At 29.6% G+C, this 21,891-nt stretch carries 22 protein-coding genes; 11 read left to right on the top strand and 11 right to left on the bottom strand.

Going from position 1 to position 21,891, the window contains the following annotated elements; translation table 11 throughout:
• Window positions 1–83: 83 nt before the first annotated feature.
• From I6E31_09020 to I6E31_09030, 3 genes are read right to left on the bottom strand one after another with little or no spacing between them, the layout of a single operon-like run.
• A complete protein-coding gene (locus tag I6E31_09020) occupies window positions 84–824 on the bottom strand; it encodes an EI24 domain-containing protein (GenBank protein MCF2640107.1) in 741 nt (246 codons plus the stop codon).
• An 11-nt stretch (window positions 825–835) separates the two neighbouring features.
• Window positions 836–1,453 carry a histidine phosphatase family protein gene (locus I6E31_09025; protein MCF2640108.1) on the bottom strand — a complete coding sequence of 206 codons (618 nt, stop codon included), beginning with the start codon at window positions 1,451–1,453 and terminating at the stop codon, window positions 836–838.
• Window positions 1,454–1,480: 27 nt separating this feature from the next.
• Complete coding sequence (locus I6E31_09030; protein ID MCF2640109.1) at window positions 1,481–2,257, bottom strand: M48 family metallopeptidase; 777 nt, start codon at window positions 2,255–2,257, stop codon at window positions 1,481–1,483.
• 98 nt (window positions 2,258–2,355) lie between these two features.
• On the opposite strand from I6E31_09030, the gene kdsB reads away from it, so the two are divergent.
• The gene (gene kdsB / locus I6E31_09035; protein ID MCF2640110.1) at window positions 2,356–3,096 is read left to right on the top strand and encodes a 3-deoxy-manno-octulosonate cytidylyltransferase; all 741 of its coding nucleotides are present in this window, start codon (window positions 2,356–2,358) and stop codon (window positions 3,094–3,096) included.
• Window positions 3,097–3,111: 15 nt separating this feature from the next.
• Window positions 3,112–4,692 carry a SpoIID/LytB domain-containing protein gene (locus I6E31_09040; protein ID MCF2640111.1) on the top strand — a complete coding sequence of 527 codons (1,581 nt, stop codon included), beginning with the start codon at window positions 3,112–3,114 and terminating at the stop codon, window positions 4,690–4,692.
• A 36-nt stretch (window positions 4,693–4,728) separates the two neighbouring features.
• Here the strand turns inward: I6E31_09040 and I6E31_09045 are convergent, their stop codons facing one another.
• Genes I6E31_09045 through I6E31_09055 form a run of 3 tightly spaced genes read right to left on the bottom strand, consistent with a single transcriptional unit; the run spans window position 4,729 to window position 6,024 of the window.
• Window positions 4,729–5,388 carry a murein L,D-transpeptidase catalytic domain family protein gene (locus I6E31_09045; protein MCF2640112.1) on the bottom strand — a complete coding sequence of 220 codons (660 nt, stop codon included), beginning with the start codon at window positions 5,386–5,388 and terminating at the stop codon, window positions 4,729–4,731.
• Between the two features lie 18 nt (window positions 5,389–5,406).
• Window positions 5,407–5,607 carry a hypothetical protein gene (locus I6E31_09050; protein MCF2640113.1) on the bottom strand — a complete coding sequence of 67 codons (201 nt, stop codon included), beginning with the start codon at window positions 5,605–5,607 and terminating at the stop codon, window positions 5,407–5,409.
• A gap of 60 nt (window positions 5,608–5,667) precedes the next feature.
• Window positions 5,668–6,024 (bottom strand): hypothetical protein, encoded by a 357-nt coding sequence (locus tag I6E31_09055; protein ID MCF2640114.1) that lies wholly within the window; start codon window positions 6,022–6,024, stop codon window positions 5,668–5,670.
• Between the two features lie 183 nt (window positions 6,025–6,207).
• Here I6E31_09055 and I6E31_09060 point away from each other — a divergent pair, with 183 nt between their 5' ends.
• From I6E31_09060 to I6E31_09080, 5 genes are read left to right on the top strand one after another with little or no spacing between them, the layout of a single operon-like run.
• Window positions 6,208–6,837: a hemolysin III family protein gene (locus tag I6E31_09060; GenBank protein ID MCF2640115.1), complete on the top strand. Its 630-nt coding sequence runs from the start codon at window positions 6,208–6,210 to the stop codon at window positions 6,835–6,837.
• A gap of 11 nt (window positions 6,838–6,848) precedes the next feature.
• Entirely contained in the window at window positions 6,849–7,526 is a 678-nt protein-coding gene (locus I6E31_09065) for a response regulator transcription factor (GenBank protein MCF2640116.1), read from the top strand.
• A gap of 10 nt (window positions 7,527–7,536) precedes the next feature.
• Window positions 7,537–7,683: a hypothetical protein gene (locus tag I6E31_09070; protein ID MCF2640117.1), complete on the top strand. Its 147-nt coding sequence runs from the start codon at window positions 7,537–7,539 to the stop codon at window positions 7,681–7,683.
• Between the two features lie 16 nt (window positions 7,684–7,699).
• The gene (locus I6E31_09075) at window positions 7,700–10,204 is read left to right on the top strand and encodes an AMP-binding protein (GenBank protein MCF2640118.1); all 2,505 of its coding nucleotides are present in this window, start codon (window positions 7,700–7,702) and stop codon (window positions 10,202–10,204) included.
• Between the two features lie 22 nt (window positions 10,205–10,226).
• On the top strand, window positions 10,227–10,961 hold the full coding sequence (locus tag I6E31_09080; protein MCF2640119.1) for a serine hydrolase: 735 nt from the start codon (window positions 10,227–10,229) through the stop codon (window positions 10,959–10,961).
• A gap of 28 nt (window positions 10,962–10,989) precedes the next feature.
• On the opposite strand, the gene I6E31_09085 is transcribed toward I6E31_09080, so the two are convergent.
• Genes I6E31_09085 through I6E31_09095 form a run of 3 tightly spaced genes read right to left on the bottom strand, consistent with a single transcriptional unit; the run spans window position 10,990 to window position 13,877 of the window.
• A complete protein-coding gene (locus tag I6E31_09085; GenBank protein ID MCF2640120.1) occupies window positions 10,990–12,153 on the bottom strand; it encodes an amidohydrolase in 1,164 nt (387 codons plus the stop codon).
• Between the two features lie 24 nt (window positions 12,154–12,177).
• Window positions 12,178–13,623: a sodium/panthothenate symporter gene (gene panF / locus I6E31_09090; GenBank protein ID MCF2640121.1), complete on the bottom strand. Its 1,446-nt coding sequence runs from the start codon at window positions 13,621–13,623 to the stop codon at window positions 12,178–12,180.
• Complete coding sequence (locus tag I6E31_09095; GenBank protein ID MCF2640122.1) at window positions 13,617–13,877, bottom strand: YhdT family protein; 261 nt, start codon at window positions 13,875–13,877, stop codon at window positions 13,617–13,619. Before I6E31_09095 ends, panF begins: the two co-directional genes overlap by 7 nt.
• A gap of 140 nt (window positions 13,878–14,017) precedes the next feature.
• Here I6E31_09095 and I6E31_09100 point away from each other — a divergent pair, with 140 nt between their 5' ends.
• Complete coding sequence (locus tag I6E31_09100; GenBank protein MCF2640123.1) at window positions 14,018–14,671, top strand: hypothetical protein; 654 nt, start codon at window positions 14,018–14,020, stop codon at window positions 14,669–14,671.
• A 296-nt stretch (window positions 14,672–14,967) separates the two neighbouring features.
• On the opposite strand, the gene I6E31_09105 is transcribed toward I6E31_09100, so the two are convergent.
• Window positions 14,968–16,320 carry an MATE family efflux transporter gene (locus tag I6E31_09105; protein ID MCF2640124.1) on the bottom strand — a complete coding sequence of 451 codons (1,353 nt, stop codon included), beginning with the start codon at window positions 16,318–16,320 and terminating at the stop codon, window positions 14,968–14,970.
• A 179-nt stretch (window positions 16,321–16,499) separates the two neighbouring features.
• Here I6E31_09105 and I6E31_09110 point away from each other — a divergent pair, with 179 nt between their 5' ends.
• Both I6E31_09110 and groL read left to right on the top strand, forming a co-directional pair.
• Window positions 16,500–16,772: a co-chaperone GroES gene (locus tag I6E31_09110; GenBank protein MCF2640125.1), complete on the top strand. Its 273-nt coding sequence runs from the start codon at window positions 16,500–16,502 to the stop codon at window positions 16,770–16,772.
• A gap of 12 nt (window positions 16,773–16,784) precedes the next feature.
• A complete protein-coding gene (groL, locus tag I6E31_09115; protein MCF2640126.1) occupies window positions 16,785–18,404 on the top strand; it encodes a chaperonin GroEL in 1,620 nt (539 codons plus the stop codon).
• A 206-nt stretch (window positions 18,405–18,610) separates the two neighbouring features.
• Here the strand turns inward: groL and gltS are convergent, their stop codons facing one another.
• Complete coding sequence (gene gltS / locus I6E31_09120) at window positions 18,611–19,807, bottom strand: sodium/glutamate symporter (GenBank protein MCF2640127.1); 1,197 nt, start codon at window positions 19,805–19,807, stop codon at window positions 18,611–18,613.
• A gap of 329 nt (window positions 19,808–20,136) precedes the next feature.
• On the opposite strand from gltS, the gene I6E31_09125 reads away from it, so the two are divergent.
• Window positions 20,137–21,867: a phospho-sugar mutase gene (locus I6E31_09125; protein ID MCF2640128.1), complete on the top strand. Its 1,731-nt coding sequence runs from the start codon at window positions 20,137–20,139 to the stop codon at window positions 21,865–21,867.
• Window positions 21,868–21,891: the final 24 nt, after the last annotated feature.

Genomic DNA, 21,891 nt, shown 5'->3' on the forward strand with positions numbered 1-21,891 from the left:
AAAAAAGACCCAAGCCCATTTTTTTTGAACTTGAGTCTCAAATTTTAATTTATAGCTGAGTAGTTACCTTCAGCTTTTGCTTATTAATTTCTTTCTTCTTTTAAAAGTTCTAAAGTAACTTTAGTAGCAGCTACACAAGTTACTAATGGAGCAATAAAGATTCCTATAAAAGGAATAAGAAATAAAATTGTAAAGATACTTCCTATCCATAGAGAATAGAATCTCTGTTTTTTTAGAAATTTTAGACTCTCTTCAGGGGTAAAATTATATCTTTCAAGAGTATAATCTATAAAAGAAAATCCAGTAAAATATCCTTGAAGTAGAAACATTAATAGCGGAATAGAAAGATTTATAGGAAATAAAAAACTACATAACATAATTATAAACATTCCTATAAGTTGCTTTATAAAACTTTTAATTCCAATCTGTATTCCTCTCCAAATAAATCTCATATTATCATTAAAAGAGAAATCATACTCTTTTCCTGTAAGATAGTTATCAACTTTTTCTGAAACATATCCCATAAACGGAGATAAGATAACCAAAAGAACAGATTTATATATTAGAAAATATATTGATGCTACAACTATCCAAATAGTAATTTTTAATATTATTGAGATAATTGAATGGTATTCAGAGATATTAAAAATATTTTCCAGATAATTTAACAATCCGCCTGAAATAAAATTTGCTCCAATCATCATTAAAATAAAGAGTAAAGCACCTAAAACTCCAGGAATAAAATAATATTTTTTTAAACCAATTATTCTAATTAAACTAAAAGATTCAGAAAATGCTGTTAAAACTAATTTAATACTTTTCATTTTAAACCTCTTTAATCTTCAAGATGAGAAATATCAGAGAAAACCTTAATATTAAATTTTTTATCTTTATATTCTACAATTGATAAACTTGTATTTCTATGGACTTTTGCAGCTCCTAAATCGCTGATATTTTCATCATTTATAATATGAAATAGAGCTTTTAAAGTTACCCCATGAGTAACAACAGCTATTCTATCTCCATCTTTGTGCATAGCTAAAAGTTTATTTAATCCAATTTTTACTCTTTCAATAACCTCATAGTAAGTTTCACCATTATACCCTGTTGGAGCATAATCTTTAGGATTGTTAAAGAAGTTATAAAATTCCTCTGGGTATTTTTTCTCAAACTCCTCACGAGGAACACCTTCCATATTTCCCATTGAGATCTCTTTAAATTCATCAATAAATTTGATCTCCTGTTTTTTATCTCCTAAAATTAACTTACTTGTAGCAATTGTTCTTCCCATAGGAGATGAGTAAAAAGCTGTAAATTCAGTATCTTTTAGTTTTTCACCAAGTTTTCTAGCTTGAGACATACCAAGTTCAGTTAAAGGTGAATCAGAGCTCCCTTGAAATATTTTCAGAGTATTCCATAGAGTTTCTCCATGACGTATAAAGTAAATTTCCATTTATCAGTTCCTTTCTATTTTTAAAATTTATTTGCTTATATTTTTAAATTTTTCACTTTGTAAAAATCTTTTAATATTATTAATTCTAGTTTGATCATTTGGGTGAGTACTTAAAAATTCTGGTGATTGTTTTCCACTACTAGCTTTTGCCATTCTTTGCCAGAATGTTAAAGCATAATTAGGGTTATAACCTGCCATCTTCATAAAAATAAGTCCTAGCTCATCAGCTTCAGTTTCTTGAGTTCTGCTGTAATTAAGCATAATAAGATTTGATGCACTTCCATATAGTTCTTGAGGAACTCCAAAAGCAACACCTAATAGAGCACCTACACCATTTTGAATCATAGATTGACTTTGTTGCTCTCTACTATGTTGGGCTATGGCGTGAGCAATCTCATGTGACATTACTACTGCTAATCCCTGTTCATTTTGAGTATAAGGTAAAATACCAGTATATACAGCAACTTTTCCACCAGGCATACACCAAGCGTTAGGAGTTTTATCTTTTAATAAATTAAATTCCCAAGCATATTTTATATTTGATTTTCTCTCTTCTGGATGAAGTTGGAAGTATCTTTCAACAGCTTTTGCAATATTATTTCCTACTTTTTTAACTTTTTTTGAATCAGCATTGTTTAAAACAACACTTTGATTTAAAACTTGCCTATATTGTGCATAGCTTTGTTGAATAAGTGGAGCTTCATCAACTAATAGAAGTTGTTTTCTCCCTGAGATTGGAGCACTACTACATGAAATAACTAATAATGATATAAATATAATTGACAATAATTTTTTTAACTTCATAGGCTTCCTCCAAGTTTAAATTTTCTTTGTATATTTTCTTACTTTAAAGTATAATAAAGTTATACTAATATTTTACACAATTTAAAGGAGGTTGTAAATTGAAATTTTTAGGAGTAATACCATCTAGATATGCATCTACAAGATTAGAGGGAAAACCTTTAAAAGATATATGTGGACATACTATGGTGGAATGGGTATATAAAAGAGCGTTAAAATCTAAATTAGATGGAGTAGTTGTAGCAACTGATGATGAGAGAATTGTTGATGAAGTAAAATCTTTTGGTGGAAATGTTATTTTAACAAGAAAAGATCATATTAATGGAACAAGTAGAATAGCTGAGGTATGTGAAACTTATACAGATTATGATGTAATTGTAAATATTCAAGGGGATGAACCATTAATAGAGCCAGATATGATCAACTCTATTATAGATTCATTTGTTGAGGACAATACAATCCCTATGAGTACATTAAAGTATAAGCTTACAGATATGGCAGAGATTGAAAATCCAAATGCAGTAAAAGTTGTAACAGATAAAAATGATTTTGCTATCTATTTTTCAAGAAGTGTAATTCCATATCCAAGAAATTTAAATATGGATAATTATTATAAACATGTGGGAATCTATGGATATAAGAGAGATTTTGTAATGGAATATGCTAAAATGGCATCAACACCATTGGAACTTTCTGAATCTTTAGAACAGTTAAGAGTTTTAGAAAATGGATATAAGATTAAAGTTTTAGAAACTCCATATAAGATAATAGGTGTAGATACACAAGAGGAATTAGAAAGAGTAAGAGAGTATATAACTAAAAATGGATTAGTTATTGACTAAGAATGGAGAAAATAAATGTCTAAAAAATTAAAATTTATTTTAGGAGCAGTTCTAGCATTTAGCTTATTTACTGGATGTTCAAACTCAGATAGAAAAACATATAGCATTTTTAAACCTAGTGTACAAAAGCCACAACATGTAAAGGGAAGATATGAGTTAGATTATACTTTCTTTAAGAAAAATAATCTTCCTATTCCAGAGAATTATAAGGGAAATGTTGTTGAATATCTTTTGATTGGAAATGATGTTCATAAGGAACATAGAGATGAGTTCTTTAATGAGTATAATGAAGATGAGGTATTAGCCTTTTTTAAAGATACTAAGATAAAAGGGTATGGAGATAATTCAAGTTATTGGAGATGGAAAATGACATTTACAGAGGATGAGTTTAATAATTCTGTTAAATATAATCTGCCAATAGTTTATAGATCTCGTCCTAGAGATGTGCTTACATTAGTAGGTGGAGAATGGAAAAATCTACCAATAACTTCTAATAGTATAGGAGAGATAAAGGATGTACAAGTTGCTGCTAGAGGGAAATCTGGGGTAATAACTTATCTATTAATAACAACTACTAAGAATAGATATTTAGTTGCTAAAGAGCTAAATATAAGAAAATTGTTGACTGCTGATAAAAATAGCATAAAAACTGGTAGAGTAATTGGACTTTATGGAGCTAGAGGTGGAGAAGATTATAGAGAGAATCCTTTGAGAAAAAATATTTCTCTTCTACCATCAGCTTATCTAGCAATAGAAAAAGCTTGGGGAAAGGTTACTCTATATGGTGGTGGAAATGGACATGGAGTTGGAATGCCACAATGGACAGCTTATGATCTAACTAAAAACTATAACTATGATTATGAAGATGTTTTAGAAAGATACTATCCAAATACTAAGATAAAAAATATGTATAGTATAAAGGGAGTAGAAAAAAATATAAGAGTAGGAATTACAAATAGTGGTGGTGGATTAGATCACACTAGAGTAGTTATGTATAGTGGTGGAAAGTTAAAAATAGAAGGTTCTGGTTTTAAAATTAATGTTCCTATAAATGAGAAAGTTGAAATAGTAAATATTGGAAATAAACTTTCTATAAAAGTTAATGGAAAACAGAGAGTAAAAACTGTAAATCCTGTAAAATTAGTAGGAAATGGTTATTATATAAGAATAGTAGGTCTAAAAAGAGCTCATACTACTACTCCTATGTATAGAGGAATTATGGAGATAAAACCTTCAAGAACTTCAAGTAAGGGAATAAGAGTAATAAATGAGATCTATATAGAAGATTATTTAAAACAAGTTGTTCCTAGTGAGATGCCACAAAGTTTTGGTGTTGAAGCATTAAAGGCTCAAGCAGTAGCAGCAAGAACTTATGCTCTAAGTGATTATCTAAAATTTAGATATAAAAAAGAGGGATTCCATGTAAAGGATACAACAGAAAGTCAAGTTTATAATAATCAAAAAGAGAATGAAGATGCTAATGCAGCAATAAATGCTACTAAAGGAAAGGTAATGATATATAAAGATAAACCTGTTGATGCTAAATATTTTTCTACTTCAGGTGGATTTATGGAAGCAGCAAATTATATATGGTAATAAAAAAGCTGCTACTTATGTAGCAGCTAAATTTTTCTATAAAGTAGCATATTTTTGATTTTGAGGTTTGATTGCATTAGAGTAAACATATAATATACTCTTTCCTTTAATAGTATTAATAATCGTAGCATTAACACTTTCAGGAACAGCAAAACAACCTAAACTTCTTCCAAGTCTTCCAGAAGTTTCAATAAATTTTGGATTGGCATAATCTGCTCCGTGTACAACTATATTTCTTTTTTTAGCATTATCATTTACTCCCTTTTCTAAACCATTTAGTCTTAGAGAATAACCATTTCTTCCGTTGTATGATCCTTCAGTAAGGAAAAGTCCTACTGAACTTTTATTTGAATTAGATTTATTGGAAAAACTTTTAGCATATAGATCACCAGTATTTTTTCCATGAGCTACATAAGATTGTAATAAAATAGCTTTTTTATCTAAATCTAAAACAAACATTCTCTTTACAGTAGATGGAAGAGAAAAATCCACTATTGTTAAAATATTTTTTTCTTTATTTTTAGTCTTATTAAAACCATCAATAGCTTGAGAAAAAGCTTGGTAATTAATAAGTCCATTTAATTTCATCTCATTATATAAATTTTTAGCATAAAATTGGTTATTTTCCTTTGTGAAAACAGTTAAAGAAAGTAAAATTCCTATAAAAAAAATAAGTGTTTTTCTACCAAAATTCATTTCAAAATATTCTCCTTACTAACTAAATCTTTTTACTAATAACTCTGCAATTTTATAGAACATGAAAAGTCCTATTCCACAATATGATACTAAAAGGATAGTAGCTCCAAATCTATTGTCAGTTTCAAGCTCTCTATCATTATCTTCTATCTCTTCATCCATTAATTTATTTAATTTTTCTAATTCTTCCAATTCTAATTTTTCTCTCATAGTTATCATTTTGATTCCTCCATAAATTATAAATTTTTTAGTTATTTAAAATTAAATGAAAGAATCTTTTTAAATCCGTAGGACTCGAGTTTTATATCTGGTTAATATTGAATGATTATTTATATCATAGAGAATATTTTTAATGTTCTCTAATAATGGTATCTTTGTAAATAGATTGTTATTTGAAGTAAAGATAGTAGGTAATAGATCTCTCCAAATAACAATTTCATTGGTGTTGCTATGGTTTATCTCACTAGAGATATAATTTTGAATTGGTTCACTTTCGTGAAGAAGAATTATATTTGTTTGTGTATGTTCATAAGTTAAAGAAGGTTTTGCATGTTTTAAATGGTAAGTTGAAGTAAATAATGCAAAAATAATAGCTATTAAGAAATAAGTAATTTTAAATTTATTATTTACTTTCATGCTTTTTTCCTCCTTTATAATTAATCTATTACTATAATACTATTTTATTAAAAGAATTTCTACTTTTTTTTGTTAAAATATGAAAATTTTTTTGTTCAATATTATAGTTTTTTATCTAAATATTATTATTTATGGTATAATCTAATTAGGATGAAAATTTAATTTTAGAAGGGAGCTGAAAAAATGGACTATAAAGAATTAGAGGAAAGATTAAATTTTATAACTCATTACATAGGAACAGGAATGGCAATAGCAGGTTGTGTAGCTTTGATAGTACATGCAGTTAGAACAGGAAAGATAGATTATATAGTAGGAAGTGGAACTTTTGGTGGAGCATTAATTTTAATGTATAGTATTTCAGGAACTTATCATCTTCTTCCTGAAGGAAGAGCAAAAAATATATTTAAAATTTTAGATCATTCAGCAATATACATTTTGATCTCAGCATCGTATACTCCCTATATCCTAACAGTATTGACAGGAACAGGAAGATGGGTATTATTTGTATTTCAATGGGGATTGACAATTTTAGGAATTCTATTTAAAATTAAATTCGTAGGTAGATTTCAACTTTTGTCAACAATTATATATATTATAATGGGGTGGATAGTAGTTTTTGTATTTAAAGATCTAAAACTAAATCTTAATTCTATTTCATTAAATTTGCTTATTTGTGGTGGAATAGTATATACTATAGGTGCTATTTTTTATTCATTAAAAAACATAAAATTTGCCCATGCAATTTGGCATCTATTTGTAATAGGGGGAAGTGTATTAAACTATCTTTCAATTTATAATATTGTAAGTTTTTAAAGGGGTTAATAATGAATATTTTAATAGTGCAAAGAGATAGAGAGATACAAAAATATCTGAAAAAAGGTTTAAAAGAGTTAGGTTATACAGTGGAAATATGTTCAGATAGAGATGATGCTTACTATCATATTAAAAGTGATAATTATGATTTAGCTATTTTAGATATTGATATAGAGAATGGAAATGGGATAGAGTTATGCTCTGAAATAAGGGAGATCAATAAAAAAATAGGTATAATATTTTTATCTAGTGAAAATGATATAGAAAAAAAGGTTCAAAGTTTGGATAGTGGAGCTGATGACTATTTAACTAAGCCATTTTCTTTTATTGAATTAGCAGGAAGAATTCGAGCGATTCTTAGAAGATCTGAAGGAAATATCAATAAGATAGAGAATAATTTAACAATAAAAAATTTAAAGCTAGATCTTTTAACTAGAGAGGCAAAAAGAGGGAATAGAGATATAGAGTTAACTTATAGAGAGTTTGCCCTTCTTGAGTACTTAATAAGAAATAAAAATCTTGTTTTAAGTAGAACGATGATAAGAGAAAAAATTTGGAATATGAACTACACAGCAAATACAAATATTGTAGATGTGTATATGACTCATCTTAGAAATAAAATTGATAAGGGAGAAGAGGAGAAGATTATCTATACTGTAAGAGGAGTTGGATATATATTAAAAGGATAGGAGAAAAGAGATGAATTTTTATGTAAAAATGTTAATTAAAGTTTTAGAAAAAAGTATGTCAGCACAAGAGAGTGAAGTATTAAAAAAATTAAAAGCAGGTATAGATTTAGATACTAAAGACAGAAAAGAATTGGAAGAACTAATAGATAATCTATAAGTTCTGGGAGGCAAAAATGAGATTATTATATGACAGAAATAAGGCAGCAATAATTTACAAGGATAGGGAGTATTCATATAAGGAGTTATTAACAGGGATAAAATACTATTCAACTTTATTAAATATAAAGAAAGATAGTAAAGTAGTGGTATATGTAGAAAATAGACCAGAGATAATACAATCTTTTTTCTCTATCTGGGAAAAACAAGGGATAGCAATAGTGTTAGATGCTGGATACACTCCAGAACAACTTTTATATGTTTTTAATGATGCAGAGCCAGAGTATATCTATGTAACAAATAAAAACTATAAAAATGCTGTTGCAGCAAAAGAGATGTATGGAAAATCTCTTGAGATAATAAATATAGATAATATAGTAGTACCTAAAGAGTTTCAACCTGACAATTATGAATTAAATGTCGATAATGTAGAGGATACAGCAGTAATTTTATACACTTCAGGAACAACAGGAAATCCTAAAGGAGTTATGTTATCATATAAAAACTTGTTATCCAATGTAAATGCTATAAAAGCTATAAATTTAGTTGATGAAACAGATAGAGTACTAGCTATTCTTCCATATCATCATGTATTCCCATTAAATATTAATTTATTAATGACAATATATTTTGGAACATTGGTAGTTATCTTAGATGAGTTATCATCAGAGGCTCTTCGTCATGCACTTAGAGAGTATAAGATAAGTGTAATAATTGGAGTACCAAGAGTTTGGGAGATGTTACACAAAGCTATTATGAATAAAATTAATAGTAGTTGGATAACTAAAAAGATATTTAAAATTTGTCAATCTATAAATAGTAAAGCTTTAAGTAGACTTGTATTTAAGAAAGTATATAATGAGCTTGGAGGCTCATTAAGAGTTATGGCATCTGGAGGGGCTAAGTTAGATCCAGAGGTTTCAAGAGATTATCTAACTTTAGGCTTGCCAATGATAGAAGGATATGGACTTACAGAAACTTCACCTATTATAGCATTTAATAAACCTACTAATGTAAAAGCTGGAACTGTTGGAGAGATTATCCCAGATGTAGAGGTAAAAATAGCTGAGGATGGAGAGATTCTTGTAAAAGGTGCCAATGTAATGAAGGGGTACTATAATAATCCTACTGCAACTAAAGAGGTTATTGATGAAAATGGATTTTTCCATACTGGAGATTTAGGAAAATTTGATGGGGGTCACCTTGTAATAGTTGGAAGAAAAAAAGAGATGATAGTATTATCAAATGGTAAAAATATAAACCCAGCAGATATTGAAAATGAGATTATGAAGGGAACTGATCTTATAAAAGAGATAGCTGTAATGGAGGATAATAATCACTTGATGGCAGTTGTATATCCTGATTTTGATTTGATTAAACACAGAAATATAACTAATATAAAAGAAAGTTTAAAATGGGAGATAATTGATAAATATAATGTAACAGCTCCTAAATATAGAAAAATTTTAGAAGTAAAAATTGTTAAAAACGAACTTCCTAAAACAAAACTTGGAAAAGTAAGAAGATTTATGTTAAATGATTTCTTAAAAGGGGAAGTTGTAGAAGAGGGAGCAGAGGGAACAGTAGTAAATCAACAATCTAAAAAAGAGATTGAAGTTCCTGAAGAACTAAAAGAAATCTATACAACATTAAAAGAGAATATTGAGAAAAACTATGACGCTCAAGTTACTCCAGATGCTCACTTAGAATTAGATCTAGGATTAGATTCATTAGATATAGTTGAGATATTATCTTTTGTAGAAAATAGTTATGGAGTAAAAATAAAAGAAGAGGAATTTACAAATATAAAAAATGTCTTAACTTTAGCAGAGTTTATTAAAAATCATGGTGGAACATTTAGCAATGTTGAGATAGATTGGAAAAATATTTTAAATGAGAGAATAGATATTGATCTTCCAAAATCGGCTTGGGTAGGAAAATTAATAAGAATTATAACTAAACCAATTTTCTCTCTATATTTTAGTTTGAAAAAAGAGTCACAAGATAAGATTTCAAATAAACCAGCTATTTATATAGGAAACCATCAAAGTTTCCTAGATGCTCTTATGTTTAATCAAGCTATACCAATGAAGATGATGAATGATACTTATTATATAGCAACAGTAGTGCATTTTGATACTCCGCTTAGAAGATATTTAGCAGATAGAGGAAATGTTTTAATAGTAGATATTAATAAAAATCTAAAGGAAACTCTACAAGTATCAGCTGAAGTTTTAAGAGAGGGTAAAAATTTAGTTATATTCCCAGAGGGAGCAAGAACAAGAGATGGAGAGTTACAAGAGTTCAAAAAGACTTTTGCAATTTTATCTAAAGAATTAAATGTGCCAGTAGTACCATTTGGAATAAAAGGGGCATATAAGGCTATGCCATATGGAAGTAAATTCCCAAGTATGTATCCTATTAAGATAAAATTCTTTGATAAAATTTGTCCTGAAAATCTAACAATTGAAGAGATTGTAGAGAAGAGTAAGGAAGAGATTGAAAGTTGGTTAACTAAGTAATCTTATAAAAGTGTGAAAGAATATGGAAAAGAAAATAAAAGAGATACTATCTAAATGTAGTGGAATATTTAGTGTGGTAATAAAAGATTCTTTTGGAAATAGAATATCAATAAATGAAGATAAAGTTTTTTTATCAGCAAGTATAATAAAATTGTATATATTAAGTTGTATACCGAAATCAGATTATAATAAAGCAATTAAATTAGAAGATAGAGATAAAGTAGAAGGAAATGGCTTGTTAAAATCTTTGAATAGTGGCTTAGAATTTACAGTAAAAGATCTAGCATATTTTATGATATGTTTAAGTGATAATACAGCTACTAATATTTTAATAGACTATCTAGGAATGGAGAATATCAATAGATTTATAAAAGAAAATGGTTATTGTGATACTGTTTTAGGTAGAAAGATGCTGGATATAGAAGCCGTAAAAATGGGAAAAGATAATTTTACCTCTCCTAAAGATAGTGAAAAAGTATTAGATATTTTATGCAATGATAAGGATTGTTTAGATATGTTAAAAAATCAAGCCTGTAATAATAAGTTGCATCTATATATTCCAGAAGAAGAGATACTAGCACATAAAACAGGAGAGTTACCATCTGTTGAGCACGATGTTGGAAGGTTATATTTAAAAAATGGCTGGGTTGATATATTGGTTTTTACTCAAGATTTAAAAAAGAATATAGATGGAATACTTATAAATAATGAGATAGGAAAAATTGTTTATGAGTATTATAAAAATAGAGGCTATTAATAGCCTCTATTTTTCATTATCTATCAAATTACTTATTTAAAAAATCAAGAGCATATTGAGCATAAAATGCTACACCATATTTGAATGCATCTTCATCAACATTGAATTTACCATGGTGGTGAGGATAGATAATTCCTTTAGCTTCATTTCTAGCACCAAGTCTAGTCATAACTCCAGGAACAATAGAAGAGAACTCAGAAAAATCTTCTCCACCAGTACTAGGTGGAAGATTAAGTACATTTTCTTTTTCTACAAGTTTACTAGCAGTTTCTTGAGCTATCTTAGCACACTCATCATCGTTGATAGTAGGTTTAACACAAGACTCATACTCTACTTCAGCAGTAGCTCTATATGTTTCAGCAGTAAATTTAGCTATTCTTTCAATAGCAGCAGATACTACATCTTTGTATTCAGGTTTAAAATATCTAACAGTTCCTTCTAATACGGCAGTAGGAGCGATAACATTAAATCTAGTACCAGATTTAATAGAACCAGTAGTTACAACCACAGGATCAAAAGGATTTAGCTCTCTACTAACAATAGATTGTAGATTCATAACAGTAGCAGCTCCAACAACAACAGCATCAACACATTGTTCAGGTCTAGCTCCATGTCCACCTTTTCCTGTAATAATTATTTTAAAAGAATCAGCAGATGCCATTCTAGGACCAGCATCAGCATTGATAGTTCCAGTAGGCATATCAGAAGAGATATGAATACCCATTACTCCATCTACACCATCTAAAACTCCTTCTGCAACCATTGCTGCTGCTCCTCTTCCTACCTCTTCTCCTGGTTGAAAGAAAAATTTAACAGTTCCTTTAATCTCATCTTTCATTTGGTTTAAAACTTTAACAGCACCTAAAAGCATAGCTCCATGAGTATCATGTCCACAAGCATGCATAAGTCCATGAACTTTAGAAGCATATTCAACATCAGTTTCCTCTACAACTGCTAAAGCATCAATATCTCCTCTAAGAGCCACAGTTTTACCAGGTGTATTTCCGTGGATAGTAGCTACAACTCCAGTTCCAGCTACACTTTTATATTCAACCCCCATTTTATCTAACTCTTCTTTTATCCTTGTAGAAGTATTAAACTCCTTCATACTAGGTTCAGGATTCATGTGAAACTCTCTTCTCATTTTAACAACATACTCTTGTACTTCTTTTGCTAAATCTAATGTTCTCATAAAATTCCTCCTTTAAAAAGTTAATTATTTTTCAGAAAAAAATAGTTCATTTACTTTTTCAGAATTAGGCTTTCCAAAATATGATCCTATTGTAAACAGTAAAACAGAGAATACAATAGTTGGTACAATTTGGTGCATATTCATAATTTTAATATTCATAATAACTGTGTATAGATAGAAAACTACACTAAATATCATTGAAACAGCAGCTCCAGTGGCATTTGCTCTTTTCCAGTATAAACCAAAAAGTATAGGACAGAAGAAAGCTGCCTCTTGTCCAGCAAGTGCAAAAAGATTTATCCATACTAATAGTTTAGGTGGATTTAAAGCTAGTACAAATACAATTATTCCTAATAGAAGAGAAGTTGCAAAAGATAGCTTTTTAATCTTACTTTCACTAGGATTTTTATCAATATAGTTGATATACAGATCTTTTACAATAGCAGCAGATGACATAATTAAAAGAGAGTCAACTGATGACATAATAGCTGCTAAAGGTCCAGCAATAAATACTCCAGCAAGAATAGGGTGCATATTTTTTATAGCAAGAATAGGAATAATTTTATCTCCTACTTCTACTCCAGGTTCAACAGCAGCTCCCATAACTCCCACTAAGTGCATTCCAAGCATAAGAATTCCAACAATAGAAGTTCCAATAATCATAGCTCTGTGCATAGCTTTACTATCTTTAAATCCCATACATCTTACTTCAGTAACTGGAAGTCCTAAAACTCCCACTCCAACAAGCATCCAGAAAGATAGGATAAATGGCTTAGAAACTGCTCCATTACTATCTGGTGTTAAAAGATTTGGATTTGTTTTTAAGATAGATTGCATAATATTTTCCATACCATTTCCCTTTTCTAAAATGATAAAGAAAAGAAGTCCAGTAGCTAGCAACATAACAATACCTTGGATAGCATCTGTTATAGTAACAGCTCTAAATCCTCCAAAGGTAGTATAAATAATTACTACTGCTGTAAATAGAATAAGTCCAAAATTGTATGAAAGTCCTGTTACACTTTCAAACAATCTAGCTCCTCCAACAAATTGAGCAACAATAGTTCCTATAAAGAAGATCAGCATCATTAAAGAGGCAAGAACTATAACTAAGTTACTTTCATATCTAGCTCTTAAATAGTCAGTTATAGTAACACCATTTATCTTTCTAGATATAATAGCAAGTTTTTTACCAAGTATTCCAAGAGTAAAGAAAGCAGTTGGAACTTGAATACAAGCTAGAAATACCCAACTTAACCCTAAGTTATACGCTACTCCAGGTCCACCAATAAAAGAGCTTGCCCCTACATATGAGCTGATTAGAGTCATTGCTAAAACTAATCCTCCCATGCTTCTACTACCAATAAAGTACTCTTCCATAAATTTACCAGCTTTATGTTTATGTTTACCAGTTTGCCAAGCTACAATTAAAATAGCTAGAATATATATAAAAATTGGAATTATTAACATTTTTCTTTCTCCTTTTCATCTAAATCAATCTCTTTAAAAAAGAACTTGATAGCTACCCAAACTAAGATATTTATAAAGATAAGTCCAACTACACATGAAAAAAAGAACCATCTAGGTAAACCAAAAATATAGACATACTCACTAGGATCTTTTCCCTCATCAATATACCCCCAGAAATACCACCATATAAAATAGATTAAGTAAAGTATAATTGTAATTATAGCTTCTTTGTTAATCTGTTTTTTTACATCCATTTTAGCTAATTACCCTCCTTTAAAATAGTGTTTAGTACCATATAATAGCTCAAAACACAAAAAAAAGCAACCTAAATAGTTGTTGAGTATAGTTTAATTTTAGTGTATAATAAATTTTTGAAAGAAATAAAATAGAATTAGTGAGGAATGAGATGAAAAAATATTTAAAACTTTTTACAGGAATGTTTTTATGTGCTTTAGGGTGTGTAATGATAATTAAGGCTGATTTTGGATCTGCACCTTGGGATGTTTTACATCAAGGAATATCAAAAACAATAGGAGTTACAATAGGGCAAGCAAGTATTACATTGGGAATATTTATAGTATTGCTAGATATATTTTTAGGGCAACCAATAGGGATAGGAACTGTGTTAAACTTTTTAAGCATAGGAATTTTTATGGATTTGATATTTTATTTTAATCTCATACCAGAAAGTTCTTCAATTATTTATAGGATATTTTTATTAGTTATAGGGATATTTTTCTATGCTTATGGAACTTTTTTGTATATGGTACAAGGAATGGGATGTGGTCCAAGAGATGGATTTATGCAAATTTTAACTAAGAGAACAAGATTCTCTGTTGGAGTGATAAAGAATGGAATAGAGATAATGGCATTTTCATTGGGATGGCTTTTAGGTGGAAATTTAGGGATAGGAACAATAGCAACAGCACTTGGATTGGGAACTTCTCTAGCTTTTATTCTAAAGTTTTATGATGTAGATTTGAAAGAGTTAAAACATAAAACAATAAAAGAGGAAATAGTTTCTTTTAAAAAGAAAATAAAATTATAACTTATCTATCTAAACTCAGTTATCTAGCATATTGCTAAGTTTTGACAAAGTACCTTTGTTATTTGCGATTATTAGTCAAGTTAAGTTATCCCTTTTTATTTTAAATATCAGCTAAATTCCATGTCAAAGAATAAAGAGAGAGTAATACTCATCTGACTAAAATTCCGAAACTCGACTTCGTCTCAAACACGTCGGAATTTTTAGCATCAGATTTCGTAACTCTCTCTAATATTCTTCTCCAAATTCCATTTTAGCTGATATTTGGGAAAGAAAAAATATATTATAGTTTATAATATTTAAACTGTAACATCTTTTATCCATTTAAGAGATCTATATCTAATTAAAGATGCAACTAATTTTATAAACTCTGAAAAATCAGCCATAGCAACTAACAAGAAAACAGGTACTTTATAGTAAGCACCAATAAACGCCACAGGAACAGCATAAAACCAAAGTGGGAAAATATCTAAGCAGAAAGCAACTTTTGTATCTCCACCAGCTCTAAAAAGTCCAATAAGTAGAGTCCAGTTAATCATCTTTAAAAATACAAATATTCCAGCAGCTCTCATAGTTTTTATAGCCATTATATGAGCCTCACTTGGTAGATGGTATAGAGAAACAATAGTTCCAGTTAATGCTTGAACTAAGATTAAACTAAATATTCCCATAGCAAAAGCAATTTGTAGTATCTTTTTAGAATAGATAATAACCTTATTTTTATCCCCTTTTCCAATAGTATGTCCAATAATTACAGAGGCAGAGTTTGAAATTCCCATAAAAATAATAGATGATATAGCAGTAATAATATCAGCTATCTGTACACAAGCAGCTTGAGTAGTTCCAAGTTTTGAATATGCAACAGATAGAGAAACTGTTCCAAGTATCCAAAGCATTTCTGTAAGAAAAACTGGAGATGATATTCTAATAATTTCTTTAATCAGATCTTTAGGCAGATTTAAATAAGACTCTATTTTTCCCTTTAAGTTAAAATCCTTTTTATACACTATTAACCAAATTGTAGTCAATTCACAAATTCTAGCAATAACAGTTGCAATAGCAGCCCCTTGCTCTTTTAAACAAGGAAAACCAAAGTTTCCATATATTAAGCAGTAGTTGAAAAATGTATTGATAGCCACTCCAACAGAGGCAGAAGTCATAGGAAACTTAGTAAGCCCCATAGCTCTAAGACAAAATCCAGTACTAAAAGATAGGGCATAGAAACTATATGAGAATAGAGCTTTAGTTATATATGATACCCCTATTTTTAAAACCTCTGGATCTTTGGTGAAAATTCCAATAATTCTTTCAGCATTAAAAAATGTAATGATTGAGAAAATTACAGCTAAAGTAAATCCAGAAATAACCATTTTTCCTAGAATACGTCTAATCATATCAAAATTTCTTTTACCATAATATTGAGCAACAAAAACCCCCATACCACTACAAAGCCCAAATAGAAAAAGATCAAGTATTCTATACACACTATTGGCAAAACCAACAGCAGCAATATAATCTGTTCCTAATCTTCCTATCATTAAATTATCTATAAAGTTTAATGAAGATGATATAAGTTGTTGAACCATTAAAGGTACACCTATTGTAAGAAAACTTCTGTAAAATTCAGATAGATCTATTTTTTTCTTTTCCATAAAATTCCCCCAAATAAAGATTAGTTTCTAAAATATTCTATCAATAAAATTTAGAAAAGACAAGACGAGGAATTAAAATAAAAAAACTATTGACATAGTTGAAAAAATATCATAATATATATTTGTAAAAAATAGCACTCATCTAACAAGAGTGCTAATAAATTGTTGGAGGGATATAGATGAACATTAAGCCAATAGGAGAAAGAGTTTTGATAAAACTTGTAAAAATGGAAGAGAAAACAGCAAGTGGAATTATTCTTCCAGGAGCAGGAGATAAAGAAAAACCTAATTTTGGAGAGATTATAGCTCTAGGAAAAGGTGAAAAATTAGAGGGATTAAATGTAGGGGATAAAGTAGTTTATGCAAAATTTGCAGGAACTGAGATAAAAGATGGAGATGAAAAATATCTTATTCTAAATATAGATGATGTTTTGGCAGTAGTTGAAAAATAGGAGGAGACTAAGATGGCAAAAATATTAAAATTTGATGAAGAAGCAAGAAAAAAACTTGAAATAGGTGTAAATACATTAGCAGATGCAGTAAAAGTAACATTAGGACCAAGAGGAAGAAATGTAGTTCTTGAAAAAAGTTATGGTTCACCTCTTATTACAAATGATGGAGTTTCTATTGCTAAAGAGATAGAGCTTGATGATCCATTTGAAAATATGGGAGCTCAACTTGTTAAAGAGGTAGCAACTAAATCAAATGATGTTGCAGGAGATGGAACAACAACAGCCACTATTTTAGCTCAAGCAATAGTAAAAGAGGGGCTTAAAATGGTAAGTGCAGGAGCTAATCCAATGTTCCTAAAAAAAGGTATAGAAAAAGCAACTAAAGAGGTTATAAAACACTTAAAAGATAGAGCTAAAAAGATTCAATCTAATGATGAGATAGCTCAAGTTGCTTCTGTATCAGCAGGAGATGAAGAGATTGGTAAATTAATAGCTCAGGCTATGGAAAAAGTTGGAGAAACAGGGGTAATAACTGTTGAAGAAGCAAAATCTCTTGAAACTACATTGGAAGTTGTAGAGGGAATGCAATTTGACAAAGGTTATGTATCTCCATATATGGTGACAGATACTGAAAGAATGTATGCTGAATTAGATAATCCATATATCTTAATAACTGATAAAAAAATCTCAAATATGAAAGATATTTTACCAATATTAGAAGAAACTGTTCAAGCTGGTAGACCAGTATTGATCATAGCTGATGAGCTTGAAGGAGAAGCTTTAACTACATTGGTAATCAATAAATTGAGAGGAACATTAAATGTAGTTGCTGTTAAAGCTCCAGCATTTGGAGATAGAAGAAAAGCTATGTTAGAGGATATTGCAATTCTAACTGGTGGAGAAGTTATCTCTGATGAAAAAGGAATGAAACTTGAAGAAACTTCAATTATGCAACTAGGTAGAGCTAAAAAAGTAAAAGTAACTAAAGATACAACTGTAATTGTTGATGGAATGGGAGCTTCTGAAGATATAAAATCAAGAACAGCTTCTATTAAAAATCAAATAGAACTTACAACTTCAGATTATGATAGAGAAAAATTACAAGAAAGACTTGCAAAACTATCTGGAGGAGTAGCAGTAATTAAAGTTGGAGCAGCTACTGAAACTGAAATGAAAGATAAAAAACTTAGAATAGAAGATGCTTTAAATGCTACAAGAGCAGCAGTTGAAGAGGGAATAGTACCTGGTGGAGGAACTGTTCTACTTGAGATTGTAAAAGAGATGGAAGATTACAAGCTTGAAGGAGAAGAGGGAATAGGAGTTGAGATTGTTAAAAAAGCTCTTATGGCACCACTTAGACAGATAGCTGAAAATGCTGGAGTAGATGGAGCAGTAGTTGTAGAGAAAGTAAGAAATATGGAAAAAGGATATGGATTTAATGCTGCAACAGAAAAATATGTAAATATGATGGCAGAGGGAATAATTGACCCAGCTAAAGTAACTAGATCAGCTATTCAAAATGCTGCATCAGTATCAGCATTAATTCTTACTACTGAAGTATTAGTAGCAACTAAGAAAGAACCTAAGGCACCAGAAATAGGAAACCCTGGAATGATGCCAGGAATGATGTAAAAATTTGTTAAAAATAAAAATTAATATAAAATGATCAACGGATAACTAAAAACTAAAACTATTTTGTATGAGAAACTGGTTTCTATATGAAGCCAGTTTTTTCTTTTAAACTATAATATAAAAATACTACAGCTATATAATTACTTATACAACTGTAGTACAATTTTGAGGAGTTTCCATCTAGAGTAACTCTAGATGGAAAAGCTTTATTTAACTAAATTTATAAAGAATGTGATAATAGCAGCATTAAAGAAATCTATAAACAATCCACCAACAATAGGAATTACAAAGAATGCCTTAGGAGATGGAAGATATTTTTCTGTAAGAGCTTCCATATTTGCAAGAGCTTTAGGAGTAGTTCCAAAACCACATCCACAGTGTCCACCAGTCATAACAGCAGCATCATAATCTCTTCCAGTAAGATTAAATGTAACAAAGTAAGCAAATACTCCCATAAGGATAGTTTGTCCAAGTAACATTAATATCAATGGTAGAGCTAACTCTTTTAATTCCCATAATCTAAAGCTCATAAGAGTCATAGAAAGGAACATTGCTAGAGTAAAGCTTCCAATTATAGATATGATATCAAGATCTATTTCAAATTTTCCAGTATAATCAGAAAGATTTCTCATAATAGAAGCAGCAAACATAGCTCCTATATATGGAGGAAGAACCATTCCTAAACTGCTTAAAAAGTTAGAAATTAAACTTCCTATTCCCATAGCAATAACAACTTGAAATCCAGAAGGAAGAATTCTTTTAGCATTTAACATTTCAACCTTTGCTCCAGTAGATTCAAATAAGTCATTTTCATTTTTCTTGTTTAATAAGTTATATTTATTAATAAGTCTTTTACAGATAGGTCCAGCTATAATACTACCAGCAATAAGAGCATATGTAGCAGTAGCCATGGCAACCATTGTAGCTCCCTCAGCTTGTCCAGCACCAACAGCTTCTATGATTGGTCCAAAAGCTCCAGCAGTTCCAGGTCCACCAGTTGTTGCAAGAGAACCAGTAGCAAGTCCTATTAATAAGTTAATATGTAAGAATTTAGCCATAGCAACACCAAATACATTTTGTAAAATAGCTAGTGCAACAGCAGCAATTAGAAACATAAGAACAGGTAATCCAGCTTTTTTTAATAATTTAATACTTGCTGAAAAACCGACAGTAGTAAAGAAAGCAATCATAAATACATCTCTCAAATTATCCTCAAAAACAAAAGAGAGTATTCCAGTTTCATGCCCTATAAGAGTTAAAATTGAAAATAGAGTTCCACCAGTAACAGCATCTGGTATACAGTTTTCTTTTAAAAATTTAAAAGTATTATTTATAGTCTTCCCTAAATAAAGAACTATAACTGCCAATGCCATTGTTTGGATAGTTGTAAGATTTAATACCATAATTTAAGTCCTCCTTTAAAAATAAACGTATTAATTTCAATTTTTATATATTAATTATATTGATAATATATATTTATAGTTGTGCAAGAATAAATATATCACATTTTATATATATAATTCAAATATATAAAATATATTTTTATAAATTTTTATATAATTGTATATAAATGATGTAAAATAATAAAACAAAGATACTTTGTTATAAAACGAAAGAGCCAAAGATGACATATAAAAGAAAAAAATAAAAATCCTTTTTAAAAGTAACTTAATGAGGTATAATAGTAGATATCAGAGTAAAAGAAAAATATAAAGTATTGGAGGGACAGGTTATGGAAAAAGAGTTTGTAAAAAATTACAACATGTGGGTAGAGTCTGAATATATTGATAAAGAAGATAGAGAAGAGCTATTGAGTATCAAAGATGACGAAAAAGAAGTTGAAAACAGATTCTATACAGATTTAAGCTTTGGAACAGCAGGAATGAGAGGAGTTAGAGGGGTAGGAAGAAACAGAATAAATAAATACAATATTAGAAAAGCTACTCAAGGACTTGCAAACTATATTCTAAAAACTACAGGAGAAGAGGGAAAGAAAAGAGGAGTAGCTATTGCATATGATTGTAGAATAGGTTCAACAGAGTATGCTTTAAATACAGCTCTTGTATTAGCAGGAAATGGAATAAAAGCTTATCTATTTGATTCTCTAAGATCAACACCAGAACTTTCTTTTGCTACAAGAGAATTAAAAGCAATAGCTGGAGTAATGGTAACAGCTTCACATAACCCACAAGAGTACAATGGATATAAAGTATATTGGGAAGATGGGGCACAAATAGTTGAACCTCAAGCTAGTGGAATAGTTGGAGAAGTAAATAACGTAGATATATTTAAAGATATAAAAATGGTATCTGAAGATGAAGCTAGAGCAAAAGGATTATTAGAAACAATTTCTAAACATGTTGATGATAGATTTGTTGAAGAGGTAGAAAAACAAGCTATAAACAGAGATATCCCAGGAAAAAAAGATTTTAAAATTGTTTACTCACCACTTCATGGAACTGGAAGAGTGGCAGTACAAAGAGTTTTAAAAGAGATGGGATTTGAATCTGTTTACACAGTAGCAGAACAAGAGATGCCAGATGGAATGTTCCCTACTTGTCCATATGCAAACCCAGAAGATAAATCAGTATTTAAATTAAGTACAGAACTTGCAGATAAAATTGGAGCTAAAATCTGTTTAGCAAATGATCCAGATGCTGATAGAACTGGTATGGCTATAAGAGATGAAGAAGGAAAATGGGTATTCCCTAATGGAAACCAAATTGGAGTTCTTTTAATGAACTATCTATTAGAAATGAATAAAAATATTCCTTCAAATGGAGCAGTAATTTCTACAATAGTTTCAACTCCTATGTTAGATGTAATAGCTAAAGATAAAGATGTAAAAGTATTTAGAACTCTTACTGGATTCAAATATATTGGAGAAAAAATTAGACAATTTGAAACTAAAGAACTAGATGGAACATACCTATTTGGATTTGAAGAATCAATAGGATATCTTGTAGGAACTCATGTAAGAGATAAAGATGCAGTAGTTGCAACTCTTATGATAGCTGAAATGGCAGCTTATTATGATAGCATTGGTACATCAGTATATAAAGAATTAAATAAATTATATGATAAATATGGATGGTTTGTAGAAGAAACTGTTTCTATCACAAAACAAGGAAAATCTGGAATTGAAGAGATTGGAAAAATAATGGAAAATCTTAGAAATAAAGAGCATGCTGAAATTTGTGGAAGAAAAGTTGCTACATATAAAGATTTCAAATTACAAGTTGAAAAAGATATGGCAACTGGAGAAACTAAAGAGATCGTTCTACCAAAATCATATGTTATCCAATTTATACTTGAAGATGGAACTTATGTAACAGCTAGACCATCTGGAACAGAACCAAAAATTAAATACTATATCTGTGTTGTAGATAGCACTAAAGAAAAATCATTAGCTAAGCTTGAAGAGATTAAAAATGGATTCCAAGCTTATGTAGATTCATTATAATTAAAAAGATAGGAGAGAGGAAAA

Source organism: Fusobacterium varium (genome assembly GCA_021531615.1).
GTDB lineage: Bacteria > Fusobacteriota > Fusobacteriia > Fusobacteriales > Fusobacteriaceae > Fusobacterium_A > Fusobacterium_A varium_C.

Coding starts and splice junctions, on each gene's coding strand:
- I6E31_09020 (MCF2640107.1), bottom strand. CDS start 824: ATGAAAAGTATTAAATTAGTTTTAACAGCATTTTCTGAATCTTTTAGT.
- I6E31_09025 (MCF2640108.1), bottom strand. CDS start 1,453: ATGGAAATTTACTTTATACGTCATGGAGAAACTCTATGGAATACTCTG.
- I6E31_09030 (MCF2640109.1), bottom strand. CDS start 2,257: ATGAAGTTAAAAAAATTATTGTCAATTATATTTATATCATTATTAGTT.
- I6E31_09040 (MCF2640111.1), top strand. CDS start 3,112: ATGTCTAAAAAATTAAAATTTATTTTAGGAGCAGTTCTAGCATTTAGC.
- I6E31_09045 (MCF2640112.1), bottom strand. CDS start 5,388: ATGAATTTTGGTAGAAAAACACTTATTTTTTTTATAGGAATTTTACTT.
- I6E31_09050 (MCF2640113.1), bottom strand. CDS start 5,607: ATGATAACTATGAGAGAAAAATTAGAATTGGAAGAATTAGAAAAATTA.
- I6E31_09055 (MCF2640114.1), bottom strand. CDS start 6,024: ATGAAAGTAAATAATAAATTTAAAATTACTTATTTCTTAATAGCTATT.
- I6E31_09060 (MCF2640115.1), top strand. CDS start 6,208: ATGGACTATAAAGAATTAGAGGAAAGATTAAATTTTATAACTCATTAC.
- I6E31_09065 (MCF2640116.1), top strand. CDS start 6,849: ATGAATATTTTAATAGTGCAAAGAGATAGAGAGATACAAAAATATCTG.
- I6E31_09070 (MCF2640117.1), top strand. CDS start 7,537: ATGAATTTTTATGTAAAAATGTTAATTAAAGTTTTAGAAAAAAGTATG.
- I6E31_09075 (MCF2640118.1), top strand. CDS start 7,700: ATGAGATTATTATATGACAGAAATAAGGCAGCAATAATTTACAAGGAT.
- I6E31_09080 (MCF2640119.1), top strand. CDS start 10,227: ATGGAAAAGAAAATAAAAGAGATACTATCTAAATGTAGTGGAATATTT.
- I6E31_09085 (MCF2640120.1), bottom strand. CDS start 12,153: ATGAGAACATTAGATTTAGCAAAAGAAGTACAAGAGTATGTTGTTAAA.
- panF (MCF2640121.1), bottom strand. CDS start 13,623: ATGTTAATAATTCCAATTTTTATATATATTCTAGCTATTTTAATTGTA.
- I6E31_09095 (MCF2640122.1), bottom strand. CDS start 13,877: ATGGATGTAAAAAAACAGATTAACAAAGAAGCTATAATTACAATTATA.
- I6E31_09105 (MCF2640124.1), bottom strand. CDS start 16,320: ATGGAAAAGAAAAAAATAGATCTATCTGAATTTTACAGAAGTTTTCTT.
- I6E31_09110 (MCF2640125.1), top strand. CDS start 16,500: ATGAACATTAAGCCAATAGGAGAAAGAGTTTTGATAAAACTTGTAAAA.
- groL (MCF2640126.1), top strand. CDS start 16,785: ATGGCAAAAATATTAAAATTTGATGAAGAAGCAAGAAAAAAACTTGAA.
- gltS (MCF2640127.1), bottom strand. CDS start 19,807: ATGGTATTAAATCTTACAACTATCCAAACAATGGCATTGGCAGTTATA.
- I6E31_09125 (MCF2640128.1), top strand. CDS start 20,137: ATGGAAAAAGAGTTTGTAAAAAATTACAACATGTGGGTAGAGTCTGAA.